This window comes from Massilia eurypsychrophila, assembly GCF_002760655.1.
Lineage (GTDB): Bacteria > Pseudomonadota > Gammaproteobacteria > Burkholderiales > Burkholderiaceae_D > JAFCUW01.
In genome coordinates, this window is the sequence record NZ_PDOC01000005.1 from 303,029 (window position 1) to 321,756 (window position 18,728).

An 18,728-nucleotide genomic window follows, 5' to 3' on the forward strand; every position below is an offset into this window, starting at 1 on the left:
TCCGGGTTAATGCGACAGCGCCGCGGCCAGCTTGCGGCGCGCCAGGTCGAGTTCGTCGATCAGCGGATGGCGGACCAACACGATGCCGGCGAACCACAGCAGCACGCTGGCGACCCCGGCCACCACCGCCAGCGCCGGCGAATCGGGCGACAGCGCCAGCACCGACAACGGCGCCAGCACCGCCAGGCCGGTCAGCAACAGCCCCTTGAACGAGGCCGCCGCCACCTGCGCGATGCTGATGCCGCCCAGCCGGGTCAGGCAGCGCATGGTGAATGTCACGCGGAACACGGTGGCGCCGACGATGGCCCAGGCCACCGCCGACAGCCCGAACGGCGCCGCCAGCATCAGCAGTGCGATGCGCAGCATCACCGTCATGCCGTCCAGCCGCGCCTGCGGCGCCGCCTGGCCGATCGCGACGAGGAAATAGCGCGACATGCAGGAGATGCTATACAGTGCCGACGAGAAACACATGATGCGGATCAAGGGCCCCGCGGCGTCCCATTGTTCGCCGTACAGCAGCCGCAGGATCGGCAGCGCCATCACCGCCACACAGGCGAAGAACGGCCAGGCGAAGGCGGTCATGTAGCTCACCGTGCGCAGGTAGGCTTCGCGCGCGTCGCCGCCGCCGCGCACGTGCGCGGCGTACAGCGGATAGACCACCGGCGTGACGGCGTTGGTGATCGCCTTGTGGAACACCGCCAGCACCGCGATCGCCTTGCCGAAGATGCCGACCGCATCCATGCCGATCATCTTGCCGATCACCAGGTCGGGCGCGGCGGCGCCGGCTTCGTCGATCAGGTTGCCGCCGGTGGCGTAGGCGCCGAACACGATCACCCGGCCGATGCCGGCGCGCGCCGGCAGCCACGGCATCCGCGGCGGACTGAGCCACAAACTGAGCAGCAGCGCCGCGCCCGTTGCCGCCACCGAACCCCACGCCATGCTCATGAAGCCGAAGCCGTGCCAGGCCAGGGTCACCGACACCAGCACGCTGCACAGGCCATGCGTCAGGTTGATCGCGCAGATGGCGCCAAAGCGCATCTCGCGGCGCAGCATCGGCAGGATCACCGAGCTAAATGGCAGCAGCACGAAGTTCACTGCCAACAGCTGCAGCAACGGCGCCAGCTGCGGCTCGCGGTAGAAACTGGCCAGCGGGTAGCCGAGCAGCGCGATCAGCGCCGCCAGCGGCCAGGCGAACAGGAAGCTGGCGCCGAGCACCGCGCGCAGCTTGGCCTCGGTCAGTTCGCGCTCCTGCACCAGGTACTGGCCGGCGCCGAAGTCGCGCAGCACCTGCGCCACGCCGAGCAGCACCGCGGCGACCGCATAGATGCCGGTCTCGGTGGGCGTGAGCAGGCGCGAGATGATCATGCCGCCGGCCAGCGACAGCAGCACCAGCACGTATTTTTCGACAAACGAAAACAGCAGCGAGACGCGCGTGGTGCTCATGGCCGCGCCTTCGGCAGGGCTGGCGCGCCATTGCGGATGCCCATGAGAACGGTCAACAAGCGCGTTTCCCCCTGATCTAGTATTGCCTCAACCACAAAATTCCAGTCTAGCGATGAGCCCGGCGCTATTGTTGCGTGGTGTCAAGGAGTCCTGTCCGTGCGCGACATCCTCGTTACCCTCGTTGTGTTCGGCGCTCTTCCCTGGGTACTGCGCTCGCCCGTCAACGGCGCCCTGCTATGGGTCTGGATCAGCGTGATGAACCCGCATACGCAAGGCTGGGGTTTCGCCACCGCCTTCCCGTTCGCGCTGGTCGTCGCGCTGGTGACGATGGCGAGCATGCTGATCACGCGCGAGCCGCGCCGCCTGCCGTCGACCCACGTCAGCCGCGTCATGCTCGCGCTGACCGCGTGGATGTGCGCCACCTTGCCGTTCTCGATGTTCCCCGAGCTGTCGCTGGAGATGTGGTGGAAGGTCATGAAGATCATGCTGATGAGCTTCGTGTGCATGATGCTGGTGAAGTCCGAGCGCGACATCCGCCGCCTGGTGTGGGTGCTGGCCATCTCGCTCGGCTACTACGGCGTCAAGGGCGGCGTGTTCACCTTGCGCAGCGGCGGCGGCAACCGGGTGTGGGGCCCGGCGGGCACCTTCATCGGCGACAACAACGCCATCGCGCTGGCGCTGATCATGGTCATTCCGCTGATGGTATTCCTGCGCCAGCACAGCACGCGGCGCTGGGTCCGGCACGCCCTGGCCGCATCGATGCTGCTGTGCGCGCTGGCAGCGCTGGGCGCCTATTCGCGCGGCGCGCTGCTGGCGATCGCCGCGATGGTGCTGGTGCTGTGGCTCAAAAGCCGCAGCAAGATGGCCGCCGCCGTGATGCTGGCGACGGCCGCGCCGCTGCTGATCGCCTTCATGCCGCCCGAGTGGGGCAGCCGCATGGAGTCGATCCGCAGCTACCAGGCGGACGGCTCGGCGCAGGGGCGCCTGAACGCCTGGGGCATGGCGTGGAACCTGGCGCGCGACCGCTTCTTCGGCGGCGGCTTCGCCATCTACGAAGAGCCGGTGTTTGCCATCTACGCGCCCAACCCGGCCGACCTGCATGCGGCCCACAGCATCTACTTCCAGATGCTCGGCGAGCACGGCTTCGTCGGTCTGGCGCTGTACCTGCTGCTTGGCCTGCTGGCGTGGCGCGACGCCGCCTGGATCATCCGTCACGCCGCCCCGGTGGCAGAACTGCGCTGGGCGGCGGGACTGGCCGCGATGATCCAGACCAGCCTGACCGGCTTCGCCGTCGGCGGCGCCTTCCTCAGCCTGGCGTACTTCGATCTCCCCTACTACCTGGTCGGCATCCTGGTGACCACCCGCGTGCTGGTCGAGCGCGCACTGGCGGTGCCGGCCGCGCATGCGGCCGGCGCGCCGGCGAAGGCCCTGGCATGAAGCTGAAGCTGCAGCTGCCGCTGTCGATCCTGATCTATCACCGCGTGCTGGCCGGACCGGACCGGCTGTTCCCCGAACAGGTCGACGCCAGGCGCGTCGAGCAGCACATGCAGCTGGTGCACCGCTGGTTCCGGGTGATGCCGCTGACCGAGGCGGTACGCCGGCTGGCCGAGCGCAGCCTGCCGCCGCGCGCGGCCTGCATCACGTTCGTCGATGGCTACGCCGACAGCGCCGAGGTGGCGCTGCCGATCCTGCGGCGCCACGGCGTCAACGCGACGTTTTTCGTCGCCAGCGGCTTTCTCGACGGCGGCTGCATGTGGAACGACGCGGTGATCGAAGCGGTGCGCAATGCGCCGGGCGATCGCATCGACCTCGGGCGCGCCGGCTTCGGCATCCTCGATATCGGCTGCCCGGTGCGGCGCCGCGCGGTGATCGACATGCTGATCGCCGCCCTCAAGTACCTGCCGCCGGAGGAGCGCATCGAGCGCGTCAAGCGCATGGCGCAGCGCTTTACGCCCACCATGCTCAGCTCCGACCAGCTCATCGCGCTGCACCGCGCCGGCATGGAGATCGGCGCCCATACGATCAGCCACCCGATCCTGGCGTCGATTTCGAACGCGGCCGCGCGCGCCGAAATCGCCGGCGGGCGCGCGCGGCTGCAGGACATCATCCAGGCCGAGGTGAAGATGTTTGCCTATCCGAACGGCCGGCCCGGGCACGATTTCGAGGAACGCCACGCCGCCATGCTGCGCAGCCAGGGTTTCGCCGGCGCCGTCACCACCGCATGGGGCGCCGCGCGCGCCGGCAGCGATCCGTTCTACCTGCCGCGCTTTACGCCGTGGGATCGCGGTGCCGGCCGCTTTCTGCTGCGCATGGCGCGCAATCTGCTGCTGCCGCCGGCTTGAGCGCCAGCAGCACCGTGTACGGCGTGGCCATGTGCGCGCAAAAGCGCAGCGGCGCCACCGCGCGCACCAGCGCCAGGATTGCGCGCGCCGGCGCCCGGCGCCCGGCGAGGCCGGCCAGGTCGAAGCGGTCCAGGCAGCGCAGCCCGGCGTGGCCGAGATGGCGCCGCAGCCCGTACACGGTAAACCAGTGCAGCGCCGGGTAAGTGGCGTAGTTGGCCAGGTGCGGGCGCGTGGTGCGCGCCAGCTGCTCGCAGCGGCGCTTGACGAAGCCGGGGTACCACGAATACAGCGGCAGGCGGTACTCCTGCTGGCGCGGGCACAGCGCGTTGGTGGTGCTGATGTACAGCGCGCCGCCGGGACGCAGCACGCGCAGGCATTCGGCGATGCAGCCGCGCCAGTCGGCCACGTGTTCGAGCAGCTCGGGCAGGATGCACACGTCCATCGACTGGTCCGGCCACGGCAGCGCATTGGCGGCGGCGACGTCGAACACGATGTCAAGGCCGGCCGCCGCGGCGCGCCGGCGCGCCAGCGCCACCAGCGCCTCGTTGATATCGACGCCGAACGCCTGGTGGCCCTGGGCGGCCCACAAGTGCGCCTGCCTGCCGGCGCCGCAGCCGACGTCGGCCACGTTCAGCGGCCGCGCCGCGCCGTCGAGCACCTTCAGCAGCGCCACCTGGATCGCGGCGAAGCGCTGCCGGGCCGGCGCTGCCTCGCTGTGCGCCGCCTGGTAGCGGTAGAAATTGGCGTGGCTGCCGGTGTTCCACCCGGGCTCACTGACGGCAGGTTTCCGCAGCATCCTCGGCCTTTCTGATCATCGGTGTGTGCACGGTGCCGAAACGGCGCTGGCTGAACCACTGCTCGAGCATCATCAGCAGCCACACCATCCTGCCGTGATAGGCGGGATGCTCGGCCACCCGGGCAGCGAGCAGCGTGTCGATGAACGCCGGCCGCACGATCGCGCGCCGCTTCAGGTCCGACAGGCTGTCGAGGGCCAGGCTGCGCATGCGCGGCTCGCTTTGCAGCCAGAGCCCGAACGGCATCGCCGCGGCGCCATGCTGTTGCGCTGCTCTGCGCGGCAGCAGCGAGCGCACGGCGTCGAGGAAAAAGGGACTCGACTTGACCCCGTCGAGCTTTTGCCGCGGCGTCAGGCGCGCCGCAAACGCCACCACGGCGTCGGCCAGGTAGGGGAAGCCCGCCTCCAGTCCCGACAGCTCGCACGCCTTGGCCATCGACGGCAGCTGCACGTCGGCCAGCGCGTACTGCAGGTCGAGCGCGATCAGCTGGCTGACCTGGCTGGCGCCGTCGGACAGCCACCAGCTTTGGCTTAGCAGCGCGGCCGGCGCGGTCGGATCGACGCCGGCCAGAAATGCTGTCTCGAACACTTCGGCGCTGCCGTAGCCATGCAGCGGGTTGCCGGCCTGCAGCCGGCCCGGCAGGCCGGTCATCGCCTGTTCTATATAGCTGCGCGCACGCCTGAGCGGGGCGCCGCCGACGCCGCCGGCCAGCTGGAACAGCAAAGGCTCGACCAGCGTCTGGCGCAGCGCCGACGGGATCTTTTCGTACTGCGACAGGCGCGCCTGCTGCGAGTACTGCGCCCTGGCGCCGAACAGTTCGGCGGCGCCGTGTCCGCCCAGCAGGCGCTGCGCGCCGTCGGCGCGCGCCAGCTCGGCGCCGTACAGCGTGGCCACCACCGCCGGGTCGCCGAGCGGCTGGTCGAAGCCGGCGGCCAGCCGCGCGATCGCGTCGGCCACCTCGGCGGCGCCGATCGCGCGTTCCTTGTGCGCGGTGCCAAGCAGGCGCGCCAGCGAGCGCGCGCGTTCCAGCGTGCCGTCGTCGTCGCCATGGTAGCCGACCGAATACGTGCGCACCGCTTCGGCGCCGCTGCCGTTTAACAGCGCCGCCACCGCAGCACTGCCTGGCCCGCCCGACAGCAGCACGGCGCCGCTCTGCCCGCCGAGCGCCGCCGCGCTGGCGCTGCGCACGGTGTCGATCATCTCCTGCTTCAGGTCCGCACTGCCCTCTGCCAGCGACTCGTGGAACTGCAGCTTCCAGTAACGCGTACGCGCCAGCCTGCCGCCCTGGAAATGCAGCGACTCGCCGGCCAGCAGGCGGCGCTGGCCCTTGTAGATCGACGCCGGCGCCGGCACGCCGTGGAAGTACAGGTAGTTATACAGCGCCTGCGGATCGATCTCGCGTCGCGCTGCGGGGTGCTGCACCAGTGCCTCGGCCGAACTGGCAAACACCAGCGTGCGGCCGACCTGCTGATACAACAGCGGCCGCGACGCGCTGCGGTCAACCGCCAGCAAGGCCTCGTCGCGTTGTTCGTCGAGCAGGGCGAAGACGAAGTGGCCCGACAGCGCCGAACACAGCTTCGGCCCGTGGCTGCGCCACAGCCGCGCCACCGTCTCGGCCGGCGCGCCCCAGGCGGCAACCAGCAGGCCGTCTTCGTGCAGCAGGCTGCCGCTGCCGGCACCGGCGGCCAGTGCCAGCGCGCCCGCACCATGTTGTCCGAGCCGCAGCGTCGCGCCGCCGAAGCGGCACAGGGGCGCTGCCATCTGCTCGATCGGCAGCGCGCCCGGATCGTGCGAAAACCAGCCGCACAAGCCGCTCACGGCATCGCCCTGGCGGCCGGCGTGCGGCTGGCCGCGACAGGGTTGAAATGATCTGGTAACTCGGCCATGGCTTCCTCAAAAAGCCTTGCGTCAAGGAATCCATCATTGAGAAAAAGCGCGCCCGGCTCATTGACACTAGTCAATCAATACGGCTGAGTCGGTAGCTTGTGCGCTATCAAGATCGGCGCAATTTCAGGGGTGTCTAATTAATATGTTCGTTGAGCCAGGGCTCACCGACTTACCCGCGATTTAACATTGCAACAAAGCCCACCGCTTCGGCGCAGCCACGTTGCCCTTTTGGCTGGAACCGGCATGAAACATCTTGACACCGTCAAGCTCATCCTCGGCGACTCGCTGGGCGTCAATACTGCCCACCTGCACGCTCAATCCCTGCTGCTGGGCAGTTTGCCGGAACTCGATTCAATGGCCGTCATCAGCGTGATCGCCGCGCTGGAAGACCACTTCGGCATCGCCGTCGACGACGACGACATCCGTGCGCGCCACTTCGCCACGGTCGGCAGCCTCACCGAATTCGTGCAGGAGATGCTAGCGCCATGAACGCCCCGTTACTCATCACTTCCCACGCCGAGCCGTTTTTCTTCAACGTCGATCCGGGTACCCGTTTCTGCCTGTACCACCCGCCCAGCCAGAGCGTGCCGGCGCGCGGCGCCATCCTGTACGTGCACCCTTTTGCCGAAGAGATGAACAAGACGCGCCGCATGGCAGCGCAGCAGGCGCGCGCGTTTGCCGCGATGGGGTTTGCCGTGCTGCAGATGGACTTGTTCGGCTGCGGCGACAGCTGCGGCGACTTCCACTCCGGCCGCTGGGAGCAATGGAAGCGCGACCTCGCCGTCGCCGCCGACTGGGTCTCGGACCGCACCAGCGGGCCGCTGCACCTGTGGGGCGCGCGGCTCGGCGCGCTGCTGGCGCTCGATTTCGCCACCACCCGCAAGGTCGACGACGTCATCTTGTGGCAGCCGTTCGTCAGCGGACGTACCTGCATCAACCAGTTCCTGCGCCTGCGCCTGGCCACCGGCATGGACCGCGACGACCCCGCCGCGCCGCGCAGCACCGCCGCGCTGCGCGCCGAACTGGCCGCAGCCGGCAGGCTGGAAGTGGCAGGCTACGAACTCGACGCGGCGATGGTGCGCGGGATCGACGCCTGCGATGCGGTCAACCTCAAGCTCCTGCCGTGCACCGTGCACTGGTTTGCCAGCGGCGCGCCGGCTGCGCGTCGGCTGTCGGCCGGCGCCGCGCGGCTGGCCGAGCGCTGGGCGCCGCTCGGCGTCAAGCTGTACTTCCACCCGGTCGACGGCGTGCCGTTCTGGGCCACCAGCGACATCGCCGAGTGTCCCGCGCTGCTGGCCGCCACCACGGCCGTATTTGCTCCGGCCGTGCTGTCATGAGCAGCCCCGAACAGCGCGCGCTGCGCTTTACCTGCGAGGGCAGCGGCCTGGTCGGAATCGTCGAGGTGCCCGAGCGCCCGCTGCCGCGCGGCGTGCTGATACTTACCGGCGGACCGCAATACCGGGTCGGCAGTCACCGCCAGTTCGCCATGCTGTCGCGCACCCTGGCCAAGCGCGGCATACCGGTGATGCGCTTTGACCGCAGGGGCATGGGTGACAGCGAAGGCGAGCCGCGCAGTTTCGATCACATCAACGAAGACATCCAGGCCGCGATGCGGACGTTTTTCATGCAGGTGCCCGAGCTGCGCGAAGTGGTGATCTGGGGCCTGTGCGACGCCGCCACTGCCGCTGCCTTTTACGCCGCCGGCGACGAACGGGTCACCGGCCTGGTGCTGCTCAATCCATGGGTGCGTACCCCCGAAGGGGCCGCCCGCGCGATGCTGCGCCACTACTACCCGGCGCGGCTCGGTGAAGTAGCGTTCTGGAAGAAGGTCGCCAGCGGCAAGCTCGATTTTAGCGCCAGCGCCAGCGCGCTGCGGCAGAACGTCAGGCTGGCCGCCAGCGACCGCGGTTCGCTGCTGCCGCAGCGGGTGCTCGACGGCCTGGCCCGTTTCGAAGGCCGCGTGATGGTGGTGCTCAGCGGCGAAGACCTGACGGCGGCCGAATTCGCCCGCCTGATGGCGCGCCACAACGTGCGCGCCAAGCGGGTCGACGTCAAAGGTGCCAACCACACCTTCTCGAGCGAGAAATGGCGCGACCAGGTGGCCGAGGCCAGCGCCAACTGGCTCATGTCCTGGTAAGGCGCCCCGCCGGCGCCTAGCCGCCGCGGATGCCGTGGTAGTGCATCAGGTCATAGACGGTCGGGCGGCTGACGCCGAGCAGTTCACCCGCTTTTGCGATATTGCCGTCCGCGCGCGCCAACGCCAGCACCATTACCTTGTATTCGGCCGCATCGCGCGCCTGGCGCAGGTTGACCGGCGCTTCCTGCTCGATTACGCCGGGCAGGTCGAGATCGGCCAGGCCGATGCGCGGCCCGTCGGCCATGATCACGGCGCGCCGGATGCAGTGTTCGAGCTCGCGCACGTTGCCCGGCCACGGGTATTGTTCGATCGCCTGCAGCGCCGCTTCCGACAGCGCCATCGATGGCCGCCCTTCGCTGACGCAGAAGCGGTTGCGGAAGTGGTGCGCCAGCAGCACGCTGTCGCCGCCGCGCTCGCGCAGCGACGGCAGCCGCAGCACGATTTCGCTGAGCCGGTAGTACAGGTCCTCGCGAAAGCGTCCCTCGCGCACCAGCGCCTTCAGGTCCTGGTGAGTGGCGCAGACGATGCGCACGTCGAGCGCGATCTCGCTGCGCCCGCCGAGCCGCTCGATGACGCGCTCCTGCAAAAAGCGCAGCAGCTTGGCCTGCAGTGCGAGCGCCATGTCGCCCACTTCGTCGAGAAAGAAGGTGCCGCCATGCGCCATTTCCAGCTTGCCCAACGTCTGCTGGCCGGCGCCGGTAAACGCCCCCTTTTTGTGGCCGAACAGTTCGCTCTCGAGCAGCTCCTCGGGAATCGCCGCGCAGTTGATGGCGACGAAGCGATGCGCGCCGCGCCCGCCCATCGTATGCAGCGCGCGCGCCAGCAGCTCCTTGCCGCTGCCCGAGTCGCCCGACAGCATCACCGTGGCCGACGACGGCGCCACCCGCTCGACGTCGCGGCACAGCCGCAGCATGCCGACGTCGCGCGTGACGATGCCGGCCAGCGGCGAATCGGCCTCGATCTGCAGCATGCGGCGATTCTCCTGCTGCATCTGGTGCAGATTGAAGGCGCGGCTGATCACTAGGCCCAGCAGGTCGGCGTCGAACGGCTTCTGGTGGAAGTCGTACGCGCCCAGGCTGATCGCCTTTAGCGCGTGGCTGCGCTCCTGGTTGCCCGACAGGACGATGACCTTGGTATCGGGCGCGTGCTCGAGGATCTCCTGCAGCGTGGCCAGGCCTTCGGTCGCGCTGTCCGGATGCGGCGGCAGGCCCAGGTCCATCGTCACCACCGCCGGCTGGTGGCGCCGCACCTGCGCCAGCGCGCTCTCGCGGTCCGACGCCAGCACCACCTCGTAGGCGTCGAAACTCCAGCGCAGCTGCTTTTGCAGTCCAAGGTCGTCCTCGATCACCAGCAGTTTCGGCTTACCCATTCAATCGCTCCTTCGTAAGATTGCTAGCGGCTGCCTTTTCCGAATACCACCACCTGGACCGTATCGATCAGGATCAGCAGGTCGAGGAACAGGCTGTTGTTCTTCACGTAGTACAGGTCGTACTGCAGCTTGCGGATGGCGTCCTCGGTCGAGGCGCCGTACTTGTAGCGCACCTGCGCCAGGCCGGTGATGCCCGGCTTGATGCTGTGCCGGACGTTGTAGTAAGGGACCTCGCCGATCAGGCGCTCGACAAAATAGGCGCGCTCCGGGCGCGGCCCGACGAAGCTCATCTCGCCCTTGAGCACATTGAACAGCTGCGGCAGCTCGTCGATGCGCAGCATGCGCAGCCAGTGGCCGACACGGGTAATGCGCGGATCGTCCGGCGCCGCCCAGGTCGGCGGGCAGCCTTCCTCGGCATCCTTGCGCATGCTGCGAAACTTGAACACCTCGAACAGTCGCCCGTCCCTGCCGACGCGCTCCTGGCGGTAGAACACCGGGCCGCCGTCCTCCCAGGCGATACTGGCCGCGGCCACCAGCATCGCCGGCAAGGTGACCAGCCCGATCACGCTGCTGGCGGCCAGGTCGAACAGGCGCTTCGAGCTAGCGCAAATGAAGCTCTGGTCGAAGCCGCCGCCGAAAATGAGATAGCTCGGCTGCAGCGAGTCGATGCGGATCTGGCACGCCTCGCGCTCGAAAAAGGTGGCCGCGTCGATCACCTTGACCCCGCCCAGCGCGCAGGCGAGCAGCTGGCGGATTGGGAAGGCGCTGCCGCGCCGGTTGGTGACGGTGACGACGATCTCGCTCGCCTCGTAGCGGCGCGCCATTTCCAGCAGCGAGTCGCCCATCGGCAGCAGGTTCGCCTGGCCGATGCAGTTCGGCTCTCCCGGCAGCGGCACGCAGCCGACCACGTGAAACTGGTGGAAGCCGAATTTGCTCGCCGCCAGCTCCATGCACTCGCGCGCCAGCGGGCCGCTGCCGACAAAGATCAGGCGCGCCTCCAGCAGCGCCGATTCGGCCGACTTGAACACCACCAGGCGCGTGAGCAGCACGCCGCTGGCGCCGAGCGCGAAAATCACGCTGCTGATGCCGCGCCCGAAGTAGATCTCGGGACGCACCGCGATCAGCGCCGACAACAGCGCGAAGCCGAGCGCGAACGACGGCATGATGCGGATCAAGGTGGTGCGGATACCTTCGCGCGCGCTGTGCTGGTACATGCCCAGCGCGCTCATGCTGAAGATGATCACCAGCGCGAACGTCAGCGACGACAGGTACAGGTTATCGGCGCGGAACTGGTCGCGCACGTCGGAAAACCACAGCGCCGACGCCAGGCTGGCCGACGCCAGCAGCATCGCCAGTTCGAGCACCAGCAATATGAACGCCATCTTGGAAACGTAGTGATTAAAGATCCGTATCACGGCTCCTCCCGGCACGTTGCGGCCGCGCGTAGGCATGCTGCCGCCCCTACGATGATGGCGGAGTATTGCTCAAGAGGCATTGATTCGGGACAAGCAAGCTCGGTGGAAACGACCGTCCGGCACGCCACCGGCAAATCGTCTATAGTGATGCTCTGTACACATCACCGCGAATTCCCATGAAATTTGACGTCGCTATTGTCGGCAGCGGACTGGCCGGCCTGTCGGTCGCCCTGCATTTGGCGCAGACGCGCACGGTTGCCATCATCTCCAAGCGCGCGCTGCTCGACGGCGCCAGCAACTGGGCCCAGGGCGGCATCGCCGCCGTGCTCGACTCGGGCGACAGCCACGAAGAGCACATCAACGACACCCTGGTTGCCGGCGCCGGCCTGTGCGACGAACCGGCCACCCGCTACATCGTCGAGCATGGCCGCGAAGCGATCGAGTGGCTGATCGAGCAAGGCGTGCCGTTCACCCGCGACGCCTCCGCCGAAATGGGATTTCACCTGACGCGCGAAGGTGGCCACAGCCAGCGCCGCATCATCCATGCCGCCGACGCCACCGGCCACGCGGTGCAGCTCACGCTCGAACAGAAAGTGCGGGCGCACCCGAACATCACGCTGTTCGAGCAGCACTGCGCGATCGACGTCATCAGCTCCGACAAGATTGGCGCCCGCTCCGCGCACGCGCAAGCGGTCACGCCGCGCTGCCTGGGCCTGTACGTGCAGGATGAAAAAACCGGCAACGTGCTGACGTTCGAAGCCGAACACACGGTGCTGTGCACCGGCGGCGCCGGCAAGACCTACCTGTACACCACCAATCCCGACACCGCCACCGGCGACGGCATCGCGATGGCCTGGCGCGCCGGCTGCCGCGTGTCGAACATGGAGTTCATCCAGTTCCACCCGACCTGCCTGTATCACCCGTTCGCCAAGTCGTTCCTGATCACCGAAGCGATCCGCGGCGAAGGCGGCCGCCTGCTGCTGCCGCCGGAGGCCGGCGCCGCCGCCGGCACGCGCTTCATGCCGATGCACGACGAGCGCGGCGAACTGGCCCCGCGCGACGTCGTCGCCCGCGCCATCGACTTCGAGATGAAAAAGCGCGGCATCGACTACGTCAACCTCGACATCAGCCACCAGCCGCCCGAGTTCTTGAAGGAGCACTTCCCGACCATCTACGCGCGCTGCCTGGAGCTTGGTATCGACATCACCAAGCAACCGATTCCGGTGGTGCCGGCCGTGCACTTCACCTGCGGGGGCATCGTCACCGACCTGGCCGGACGCACCGATCTGCAGGGCCTGTACGCAGTCGGCGAAACCGCCTGCACCGGCCTGCACGGCGCCAACCGGCTGGCCAGCAATTCGCTGCTCGAGTGCCTGGTCATCGGCCGCGCCTGCGCCCAGTTCGTCGCCGCCCAGCCCAAGTTCGAGCTGCCGGCGCTGCCGCAATGGGACGAGAGCCGCGTCACCAACGCCGACGAGGAAGTGGTCATCTCGCACAACTGGGACGAGCTGCGCCGCTTCATGTGGAATTACGTCGGCATCGTGCGCACCACCAAGCGGCTCGAGCGCGCGCAGCACCGCATCGTCATGCTGAAGGAGGAAATCGACGAGTACTACCGCAACTTCCGCATCACCCACGACCTGCTCGAACTGCGCAACCTGGTCGACGTCGCCGGCCTGATCGTGCAAAGCGCGCTGTCGCGCCACGAAAGCCGCGGCCTGCACTTCAGCCGCGACTTCCCCGCCACCTTGCCGAAGGCGCTGCCAAGCGTCCTGACGCCGCCGCGGCGCTGACCGCAAGCGCCATTACAACGACCCGCTGACCAGCGGGTTTTTTCTTTCCCAGCTTATGAACCGCAAACTGACCGCCTCCACCGCCCTGCTGCTGACGATACCGCCACTGCTGTGGGCCGGTAACGCCATCGTCGGCCGGCTGGTGCGCGACGCCGTGCCGCCGATGACCTTGAACCTGCTGCGCTGGGCCATCGCGGCGCTGATCCTGGTGCCGATCGGCTATGCGATCCTGCGCCCCGGCAGTGGCCTGGTCAGGGACTGGCGCCGCTACAGCATGCTCGGCCTGCTCAGCGTCGGCCTGTACAACTCGATGCAGTACCTGGCGCTGCAAACGTCGACGCCGATCAACGTCACGCTGGTCGCAGCCGGCATGCCGGTCTGGATGCTGCTGGTCGGCGCCCTCTGCTTCGGCAAACCAGTGCGGCGCAGCCAGATGGTCGGCGCGGTGCTGTCGATTGCCGGCGTGCTGCTGGTGCTCTCGCGCGGCGAATGGCGCCAGCTGGCCGCGCTGCGGCTGGTGGCCGGCGACGTCTACATGATCCTCGCCACCATCTCGTGGTCGTTCTACAGCTGGCTGCTGATGCAGCCGAAGGACAATCCCGAGATCCGCCGCGACTGGGCCGCATTCCTGCTCGGCCAGGTGGTGTATGGCGTCATGTGGTCGGGCGTGCTGGCCGGCGTCGAATGGTCGGTGCGCGATGTGCACATCGACTGGAGCTGGCAGGTGGCAGCGGCGCTGCTGTTCGTGGCGATCGGCCCGGCGGTGATCGCGATGGGCTGCTGGGGCGCCGGCGTGCAGCGCTCCGGGCCGACGGTGGCCGCATTCTTCACCAACCTGACGCCGCTGTTCGCGGCCCTGATGTCGTCGGCCTTTCTCGGCGAGCTGCCGCACCTGTACCACATCGCCGCGTTCGCGCTGATCGTCGGCGGCATCGCCTGGTCGTCGCGCTGAGGCAAACCGCCATGCTAGACCAATTGGCCAGCTTCTTGCAGCATCATCGCCAGGTGATGGTGCTTACCGGCGCCGGCATCAGCACCGCCTCCGGCATCCCGGATTACCGCGGCCGCGACGGCGTGCGGCGCGGTAGCGCTCCAGTGCAGGGGCCGGAGTTCCGCAAGTCCGAGGCCGTGCGCAAGCGCTACTGGGCGCGCAGCATGATTGGCTACCCGGTCATGGCGCGCGCCGAACCGAATGCGGCGCACCGCGCCATCGCCCAGCTGCAGGCCGACGCCATGCTGGGCGTGCTCGTCACGCAGAACGTCGACGGCCTGCACCAGCGCGCCGGCAGCACTGACGTACTCGAACTGCACGGCACCATCCACCAGGTCGTCTGCCTCGACTGCCATGCCGGTTTTGCGCGCAGCTACGTGCAAGGCCTGCTCGAAGATCTCAATCCCGGCGTGACCGGAACCTTGGCCACGGCAGCGCCCGACGGTGACGCCCACGTCCAGCCTGAAGCGCTGGAGCACTTCCATGTGCCGCACTGCGTCCACTGCGGCGGCACGCTCAAGCCCGATGTCGTTTTCTTCGGCGACGGCGTCGCGCCGGACGTGACGCGCGCGGCATTGGCGCGCATTGAAGCGGCCGACGCCTTGCTGGTGGTCGGCTCGTCGCTGATGGTGTTTTCGGGGTTTCGGTTCTGCCGCATGGCGGCGGCAAGCGGCAAGCCAATCGCCGCCATCAACCTGGGCATCACGCGCGCCGACGACCTGCTGACATTAAAGCTCGACGCCTCGGCCGAACAGCTGCTGCCCGCGTTGCACGGGCAGCTCAGGGGCCTGGATTAATCGACGATGCGCAGCGAATAATCGGTCGCCTGCACGTCCTTCGTCAGGCTGCCGATCGAGATGCGGTCGACACCAGTGTCGGCGATCGCGCGCACGCTGTCGAAGTTGACGCCGCCGGACGCTTCCAGCAGCGCGCGGCCGTCATTGAGCTTGACCGCCTCGCGCATCGCATCGATCTCGAAATTATCCAGCAGTACCGACACGGCGCCGTTCTCCAGCGCCTCGGCCAGCTGCGCCAGCGTTTCGACTTCGATCTGCACCGGCTTGCCGGAGTTGAGTGCGGCCGCGGCGGCCAGCGCCTTGGCAACGCCGCCGGCGGCGGCGATGTGATTTTCCTTGATCAGGATGCCGTCGAACAGCGCCATGCGCTGGTTCTGGCCGCCGCCGACGCGCACCGCGTACTTCTGCGCCTGGCGCAGGCCCGGCAGCGTCTTGCGCGTGTCGAGGATGGCCGCCTTGGTGCCGGCCACCGCGTCGACATAGCGGCGCGTGGCGCTGGCCACACCCGACAGCAGCTGCAGGAAGTTGAGCGCGGCGCGTTCTGCCGTCAACAGCGAGCGTGGCTCCGCCTCGATGGTGCACACCACGCTGCCGGCGCGCATCATGTCGCCCTCGGCGTACTGCCAGTCGATGTCGGTGTTCTGGTCGAGCGCCGTCATCACGCCCTCGAACCATGGCGCGCCGCACAGCACTGCGTCTTCGCGCACGATCACGCGCGCACGCACGCGGATGTCGTCCGGTACCAGCTTGCCGGTCAGGTCGCCGCTGCCGATGTCTTCGAGCAGCGCCGCCAGCAGGTTCGATTCGAAGGCCGACTGCAGCGCAGCGTCGAACACCTTGTACGGATTGCGTAAGTTACTCATCATGCCGGCCCGACTCCTGAAAACAGTGCTGCTTCTTGTGCCAGTTCGCCGGTCGGCAAAGCCCTGGCCTTTTTCGCCGCCGCGAAGTCGAGCATGCGGTCGATCGAACGGACCGCCAGTTTGCCGATTTCCGGATCGACGAACACTTCGTTATTGCCGTTTTCGAGCACCGCGGCCAAATTGCGCAGGCCGTTCATCGCCATCCACGGGCAGTGCGCGCAGCTCTTGCAGGTGGCGCTGTTGCCGGCGGTGGGCGCTTCGATGAAGTGCTTGCCGGGCGCGGCGATGCGCATCTTGTGCAGGATGCCGTTGTCGGTGGCGACGATGAAAGTGGTCGCGTCCATCGTCTGCGCCGCGTTGATCAGCTGCGTGGTCGAGCCGACCACGTCGGCCAGCGCCACCACGTTGGCCGGCGACTCCGGATGGACCAGCACCTTCGCGTCCGGATAGTCGGCCTTGAGCAGGTCGAGTTCGACGCCCTTGAATTCGTCGTGCACCAGGCAGGAGCCCTGCCACAGCAGCATGTCGGCGCCGGTCTTTTTCTGGATGTAGCCGCCCAGGTGACGGTCCGGCGCCCACAGGATCTTTTTGCCCTGCGCGTGCAGGTGGGCGACGATATCGAGGCCGATCGACGACGTCACCATCCAGTCGGCGCGCGCTTTAACCGCCGCGCTGGTGTTGGCATACACGACCACGGTGCGATCGGGATGGGCGTCGCAGAAGGCGGCAAATTCGTCGGCCGGGCAGCCCAGGTCGAGCGAACAGGTCGCGTCCAGGTCAGGCATCAGGATGCGCTTTTGCGGACTGAGGATTTTCGCCGTTTCGCCCATGAAGCGCACGCCTGCCACCACCAGCGTCCTGGCCGGATGGTCGCGCCCGAAGCGCGCCATCTCCAGCGAATCGGAGACGCACCCGCCGGTTTCCTCGGCCAGGTCCTGCAGGTCGGCGTCGACGTAGTAGTGGGCGACCAGCACCGCCTCGCGCTCCTTGAGCAGGCGGCGGATCTTGTCTTTCAGTTCGCTGCGCTCGTCCGCGCTCGGCGTCTCCGGAGCGCGCGCCCAGGCCTGCGCGGTGCACGACAGGCCCGCTTTCGGATGGTCGTATTCGACGGACTTGATCGGCATGATGCTCTGCATGGCTAAATCTCCCGTCGCAATTAATCGATGCCCTGGCTCTTCAGGTAATCCTCGTAGCCGCCCTGGTAGTCGACGATGCCGTCTTCCTTGATCTCCAGGATGCGCGTGGCCAGCGAAGAAACGAACTCGCGGTCGTGCGAGACGAAAATCAGGGTGCCGGTGTATTTTTCAAGTGCAATGTTGAGCGACTCGATCGACTCCATGTCCATGTGGTTGGTCGGCTCGTCCATCAGCATCACGTTGTGGCGGCCGAGCATCAGCTTGCCGTACATCATGCGGCCTTTTTCACCACCCGACAGCACCTTGACCGACTTGCGCACGTCGTCGCCGCCGAACAGCAGGCGGCCGAGGATCGAACGGACCGCCTGGTCGTCGTCGCCTTCCTTGGTCCACTGGCCGATCCAGTCGGTCAGCACTTCATCGCGTGGAAATTCCTCGGTCGGATCCTGCGGCATGTAGCCGACGTTGGCGTTCTCGGCCCACTTGACGCGGCCGGTGTCCGGCTGCAGGCTGCACAGGTCGCCGCCGATGGCGCGCAGCAAGGTGGTCTTGCCGGCGCCGTTGGCGCCGATGATGGCCACGCGCTCGCCCGCTTCGACCATGATGCTGAAGTTCTTGAACAGCTGGTGGTCGTATTTCTTCGAGATGCCTTCCACTTCCACCGCCAGGCGGTGCAGTTTCTTCTCGGCTTCGAAGCGCACGAACGGGTAGGCGCGCGACGACGGCTTGATGTCGTCGACCTTGATCTTCTCGATCTGCTTGGCGCGCGACGTTGCCTGGCGCGCCTTCGACTTGTTGGCGGCGAAGCGGCGCACGAAGTCCTGCAGCTCGGCGACCTTGTCCTTGGCCTTGGCGTTGTTGGCCAGCTGCTGGTTGCGCGCCTGGGTCGAGGCAAACATGTACTCGTCGTAATTGCCCGGATACACCTTCAGGGTGCCGTAATCCATGTCGGCGACGTGGGTGCAGACCTGGTTGAGGAAGTGGCGATCGTGCGAGATGATGATCATCGTCGAGTTACGGTCGTTGAGCACGTCTTCGAGCCAGCGGATCGTGTTGATGTCGAGGTTGTTGGTCGGCTCGTCGAGCAGCAGGATGTCCGGATTCGAGAACAGCGCCTGCGCCAGCAGCACGCGCAGCTTCCAGCCTGGAGCTACCGAGCTCATCGGGCCCTGGTGCTGGTCGATCGACACGCCGGCGCCGAGCAGCAGTTCGCCGGCGCGCGCCTCGGCCGAGTAGCCGTCGTATTCGGCGACCTTGCTCTCCAGTTCGGCCGCGTGCATGTAGTCGTCGTCGGTCGCTTCCGGGTTGGCGTAGATCGCATCGCGTTCCGAGATGGCGTTCCACAGCTCGGTGTGGCCCATCATGACGACGTCGAGCACGCGCATGTCTTCGAAGGCGAACTGGTCCTGGCGGAGTTTGCCGAGGCGCTCGTTCGGATCGAGCATGACGGTGCCGGCGGACGGCTCGAGGTCGCCGCCGAGAATTTTCATGAAGGTCGACTTGCCGCAACCGTTCGCGCCGATCAGGCCATAGCGGTTGCCGTCTCCGAACTTGACGGAGATATTTTCGAACAGCGGCTTGGCGCCGAATTGCATGGTGATATTTGCGGTAGAGAGCACTGGATAAAGCCTTTAAGCGAGGATTTCTATTAACCGGTTATTTTACCATTTTGCGCTGTACTTCTGCGGCAGGCGGCGAATTTCGGGTGTCAGGTCTGACATTCCGACAAATTCGGACAAAATGTCCGAATGTCAGACCTGA

At 67.3% G+C, this 18,728-nt stretch carries 16 protein-coding genes; 8 read left to right on the top strand and 8 right to left on the bottom strand.

Going from position 1 to position 18,728, the window contains the following annotated elements; genetic code table 11:
• Positions 1-6: 6 nt before the first annotated feature.
• Entirely contained in the window at positions 7-1,443 is a 1,437-nt protein-coding gene (locus CR105_RS11550) for an oligosaccharide flippase family protein (RefSeq protein ID WP_099788593.1), read from the bottom strand.
• A gap of 156 nt (positions 1,444-1,599) precedes the next feature.
• Here CR105_RS11550 and CR105_RS11555 point away from each other — a divergent pair, with 156 nt between their 5' ends.
• Entirely contained in the window at positions 1,600-2,880 is a 1,281-nt protein-coding gene (locus tag CR105_RS11555) for a putative O-glycosylation ligase, exosortase A system-associated (protein WP_099788594.1), read from the top strand.
• On the top strand, positions 2,877-3,785 hold the full coding sequence (locus tag CR105_RS11560; RefSeq protein ID WP_099788595.1) for a polysaccharide deacetylase family protein: 909 nt from the start codon (positions 2,877-2,879) through the stop codon (positions 3,783-3,785). The genes CR105_RS11555 and CR105_RS11560 overlap by 4 nt, the downstream gene beginning before the upstream one ends.
• Here the strand turns inward: CR105_RS11560 and CR105_RS11565 are convergent.
• Positions 3,712-4,581: a class I SAM-dependent methyltransferase gene (locus tag CR105_RS11565; RefSeq protein WP_099788596.1), complete on the bottom strand. Its 870-nt coding sequence runs from the start codon at positions 4,579-4,581 to the stop codon at positions 3,712-3,714. The genes CR105_RS11560 and CR105_RS11565 overlap by 74 nt on opposite strands.
• Positions 4,556-6,397: an asparagine synthetase B family protein gene (locus CR105_RS11570; RefSeq protein ID WP_099788597.1), complete on the bottom strand. Its 1,842-nt coding sequence runs from the start codon at positions 6,395-6,397 to the stop codon at positions 4,556-4,558. The genes CR105_RS11565 and CR105_RS11570 overlap by 26 nt, the downstream gene beginning before the upstream one ends.
• A 312-nt stretch (positions 6,398-6,709) precedes the next feature.
• Here CR105_RS11570 and CR105_RS11575 point away from each other — a divergent pair, with 312 nt between their 5' ends.
• The 3 genes from CR105_RS11575 to CR105_RS11585 are packed head-to-tail and all read left to right on the top strand — an operon-like array spanning position 6,710 to position 8,603.
• Positions 6,710-6,955, top strand: coding sequence for an acyl carrier protein (locus CR105_RS11575; protein ID WP_099788598.1), 246 nt, complete (start codon positions 6,710-6,712; stop codon positions 6,953-6,955).
• Positions 6,952-7,803: a hydrolase 2, exosortase A system-associated gene (locus CR105_RS11580; RefSeq protein WP_099788599.1), complete on the top strand. Its 852-nt coding sequence runs from the start codon at positions 6,952-6,954 to the stop codon at positions 7,801-7,803. Before CR105_RS11575 ends, CR105_RS11580 begins: the two co-directional genes overlap by 4 nt.
• Positions 7,800-8,603: a hydrolase 1, exosortase A system-associated gene (locus tag CR105_RS11585; RefSeq protein WP_099788600.1), complete on the top strand. Its 804-nt coding sequence runs from the start codon at positions 7,800-7,802 to the stop codon at positions 8,601-8,603. Before CR105_RS11580 ends, CR105_RS11585 begins: the two co-directional genes overlap by 4 nt.
• Before the next feature lie 16 nt (positions 8,604-8,619).
• Here CR105_RS11585 and prsR read toward each other — a convergent pair whose 3' ends face one another.
• Together prsR and CR105_RS11595 are read right to left on the bottom strand one after the other, a co-directional pair.
• Positions 8,620-9,972 carry a PEP-CTERM-box response regulator transcription factor gene (gene prsR / locus CR105_RS11590; protein ID WP_099788601.1) on the bottom strand — a complete coding sequence of 451 codons (1,353 nt, stop codon included), beginning with the start codon at positions 9,970-9,972 and terminating at the stop codon, positions 8,620-8,622.
• Positions 9,973-9,995: 23 nt separating this feature from the next.
• A complete protein-coding gene (locus tag CR105_RS11595) occupies positions 9,996-11,423 on the bottom strand; it encodes a TIGR03013 family XrtA/PEP-CTERM system glycosyltransferase (protein ID WP_229413893.1) in 1,428 nt (475 codons plus the stop codon).
• Positions 11,424-11,563: 140 nt separating this feature from the next.
• On the opposite strand from CR105_RS11595, the gene nadB reads away from it, so the two are divergent.
• The 3 genes from nadB to CR105_RS11610 are packed head-to-tail and all read left to right on the top strand — an operon-like array spanning position 11,564 to position 14,968.
• A complete protein-coding gene (gene nadB / locus CR105_RS11600) occupies positions 11,564-13,180 on the top strand; it encodes an L-aspartate oxidase (protein ID WP_099788603.1) in 1,617 nt (538 codons plus the stop codon).
• Between the two features lie 55 nt (positions 13,181-13,235).
• Positions 13,236-14,132 (top strand): DMT family transporter, encoded by an 897-nt coding sequence (locus tag CR105_RS11605; protein ID WP_099788604.1) that lies wholly within the window; start codon positions 13,236-13,238, stop codon positions 14,130-14,132.
• Between the two features lie 11 nt (positions 14,133-14,143).
• The gene (locus tag CR105_RS11610; RefSeq protein ID WP_099788605.1) at positions 14,144-14,968 is read left to right on the top strand and encodes an NAD-dependent protein deacetylase; all 825 of its coding nucleotides are present in this window, start codon (positions 14,144-14,146) and stop codon (positions 14,966-14,968) included.
• Here CR105_RS11610 and nadC read toward each other — a convergent pair.
• Genes nadC through CR105_RS11625 form a run of 3 tightly spaced genes read right to left on the bottom strand, consistent with a single transcriptional unit; the run spans position 14,965 to position 18,586 of the window.
• Entirely contained in the window at positions 14,965-15,831 is an 867-nt protein-coding gene (gene nadC / locus CR105_RS11615) for a carboxylating nicotinate-nucleotide diphosphorylase (RefSeq protein ID WP_099788651.1), read from the bottom strand. The two genes, CR105_RS11610 and nadC, sit on opposite strands and share 4 nt — an antisense overlap.
• A complete protein-coding gene (gene nadA, locus CR105_RS11620) occupies positions 15,831-16,967 on the bottom strand; it encodes a quinolinate synthase NadA (RefSeq protein ID WP_099788606.1) in 1,137 nt (378 codons plus the stop codon). Before nadA ends, nadC begins: the two co-directional genes overlap by 1 nt.
• Positions 16,968-16,987: 20 nt before the next feature.
• Positions 16,988-18,586 (bottom strand): ABC-F family ATPase, encoded by a 1,599-nt coding sequence (locus CR105_RS11625; protein WP_099788607.1) that lies wholly within the window; start codon positions 18,584-18,586, stop codon positions 16,988-16,990.
• Positions 18,587-18,728 lie beyond the last annotated feature (142 nt).

Bases quoted from the DNA above. Each gene is read 5' to 3' on its own strand.
- CR105_RS11550 (WP_099788593.1), bottom strand. From the start codon at position 1,443: ATGAGCACCACGCGCGTCTCGCTGCTGTTTTCGTTTGTCGAAAAATAC.
- CR105_RS11560 (WP_099788595.1), top strand. From the start codon at position 2,877: ATGAAGCTGAAGCTGCAGCTGCCGCTGTCGATCCTGATCTATCACCGC.
- CR105_RS11565 (WP_099788596.1), bottom strand. From the start codon at position 4,581: ATGCTGCGGAAACCTGCCGTCAGTGAGCCCGGGTGGAACACCGGCAGC.
- CR105_RS11575 (WP_099788598.1), top strand. From the start codon at position 6,710: ATGAAACATCTTGACACCGTCAAGCTCATCCTCGGCGACTCGCTGGGC.
- CR105_RS11580 (WP_099788599.1), top strand. From the start codon at position 6,952: ATGAACGCCCCGTTACTCATCACTTCCCACGCCGAGCCGTTTTTCTTC.
- CR105_RS11585 (WP_099788600.1), top strand. From the start codon at position 7,800: ATGAGCAGCCCCGAACAGCGCGCGCTGCGCTTTACCTGCGAGGGCAGC.
- prsR (WP_099788601.1), bottom strand. From the start codon at position 9,972: ATGGGTAAGCCGAAACTGCTGGTGATCGAGGACGACCTTGGACTGCAA.
- CR105_RS11595 (WP_229413893.1), bottom strand. From the start codon at position 11,423: ATGCCTACGCGCGGCCGCAACGTGCCGGGAGGAGCCGTGATACGGATC.
- nadB (WP_099788603.1), top strand. From the start codon at position 11,564: ATGAAATTTGACGTCGCTATTGTCGGCAGCGGACTGGCCGGCCTGTCG.
- CR105_RS11605 (WP_099788604.1), top strand. From the start codon at position 13,236: ATGAACCGCAAACTGACCGCCTCCACCGCCCTGCTGCTGACGATACCG.
- CR105_RS11610 (WP_099788605.1), top strand. From the start codon at position 14,144: ATGCTAGACCAATTGGCCAGCTTCTTGCAGCATCATCGCCAGGTGATG.
- nadC (WP_099788651.1), bottom strand. From the start codon at position 15,831: ATGAGTAACTTACGCAATCCGTACAAGGTGTTCGACGCTGCGCTGCAG.
- nadA (WP_099788606.1), bottom strand. From the start codon at position 16,967: ATGCAGAGCATCATGCCGATCAAGTCCGTCGAATACGACCATCCGAAA.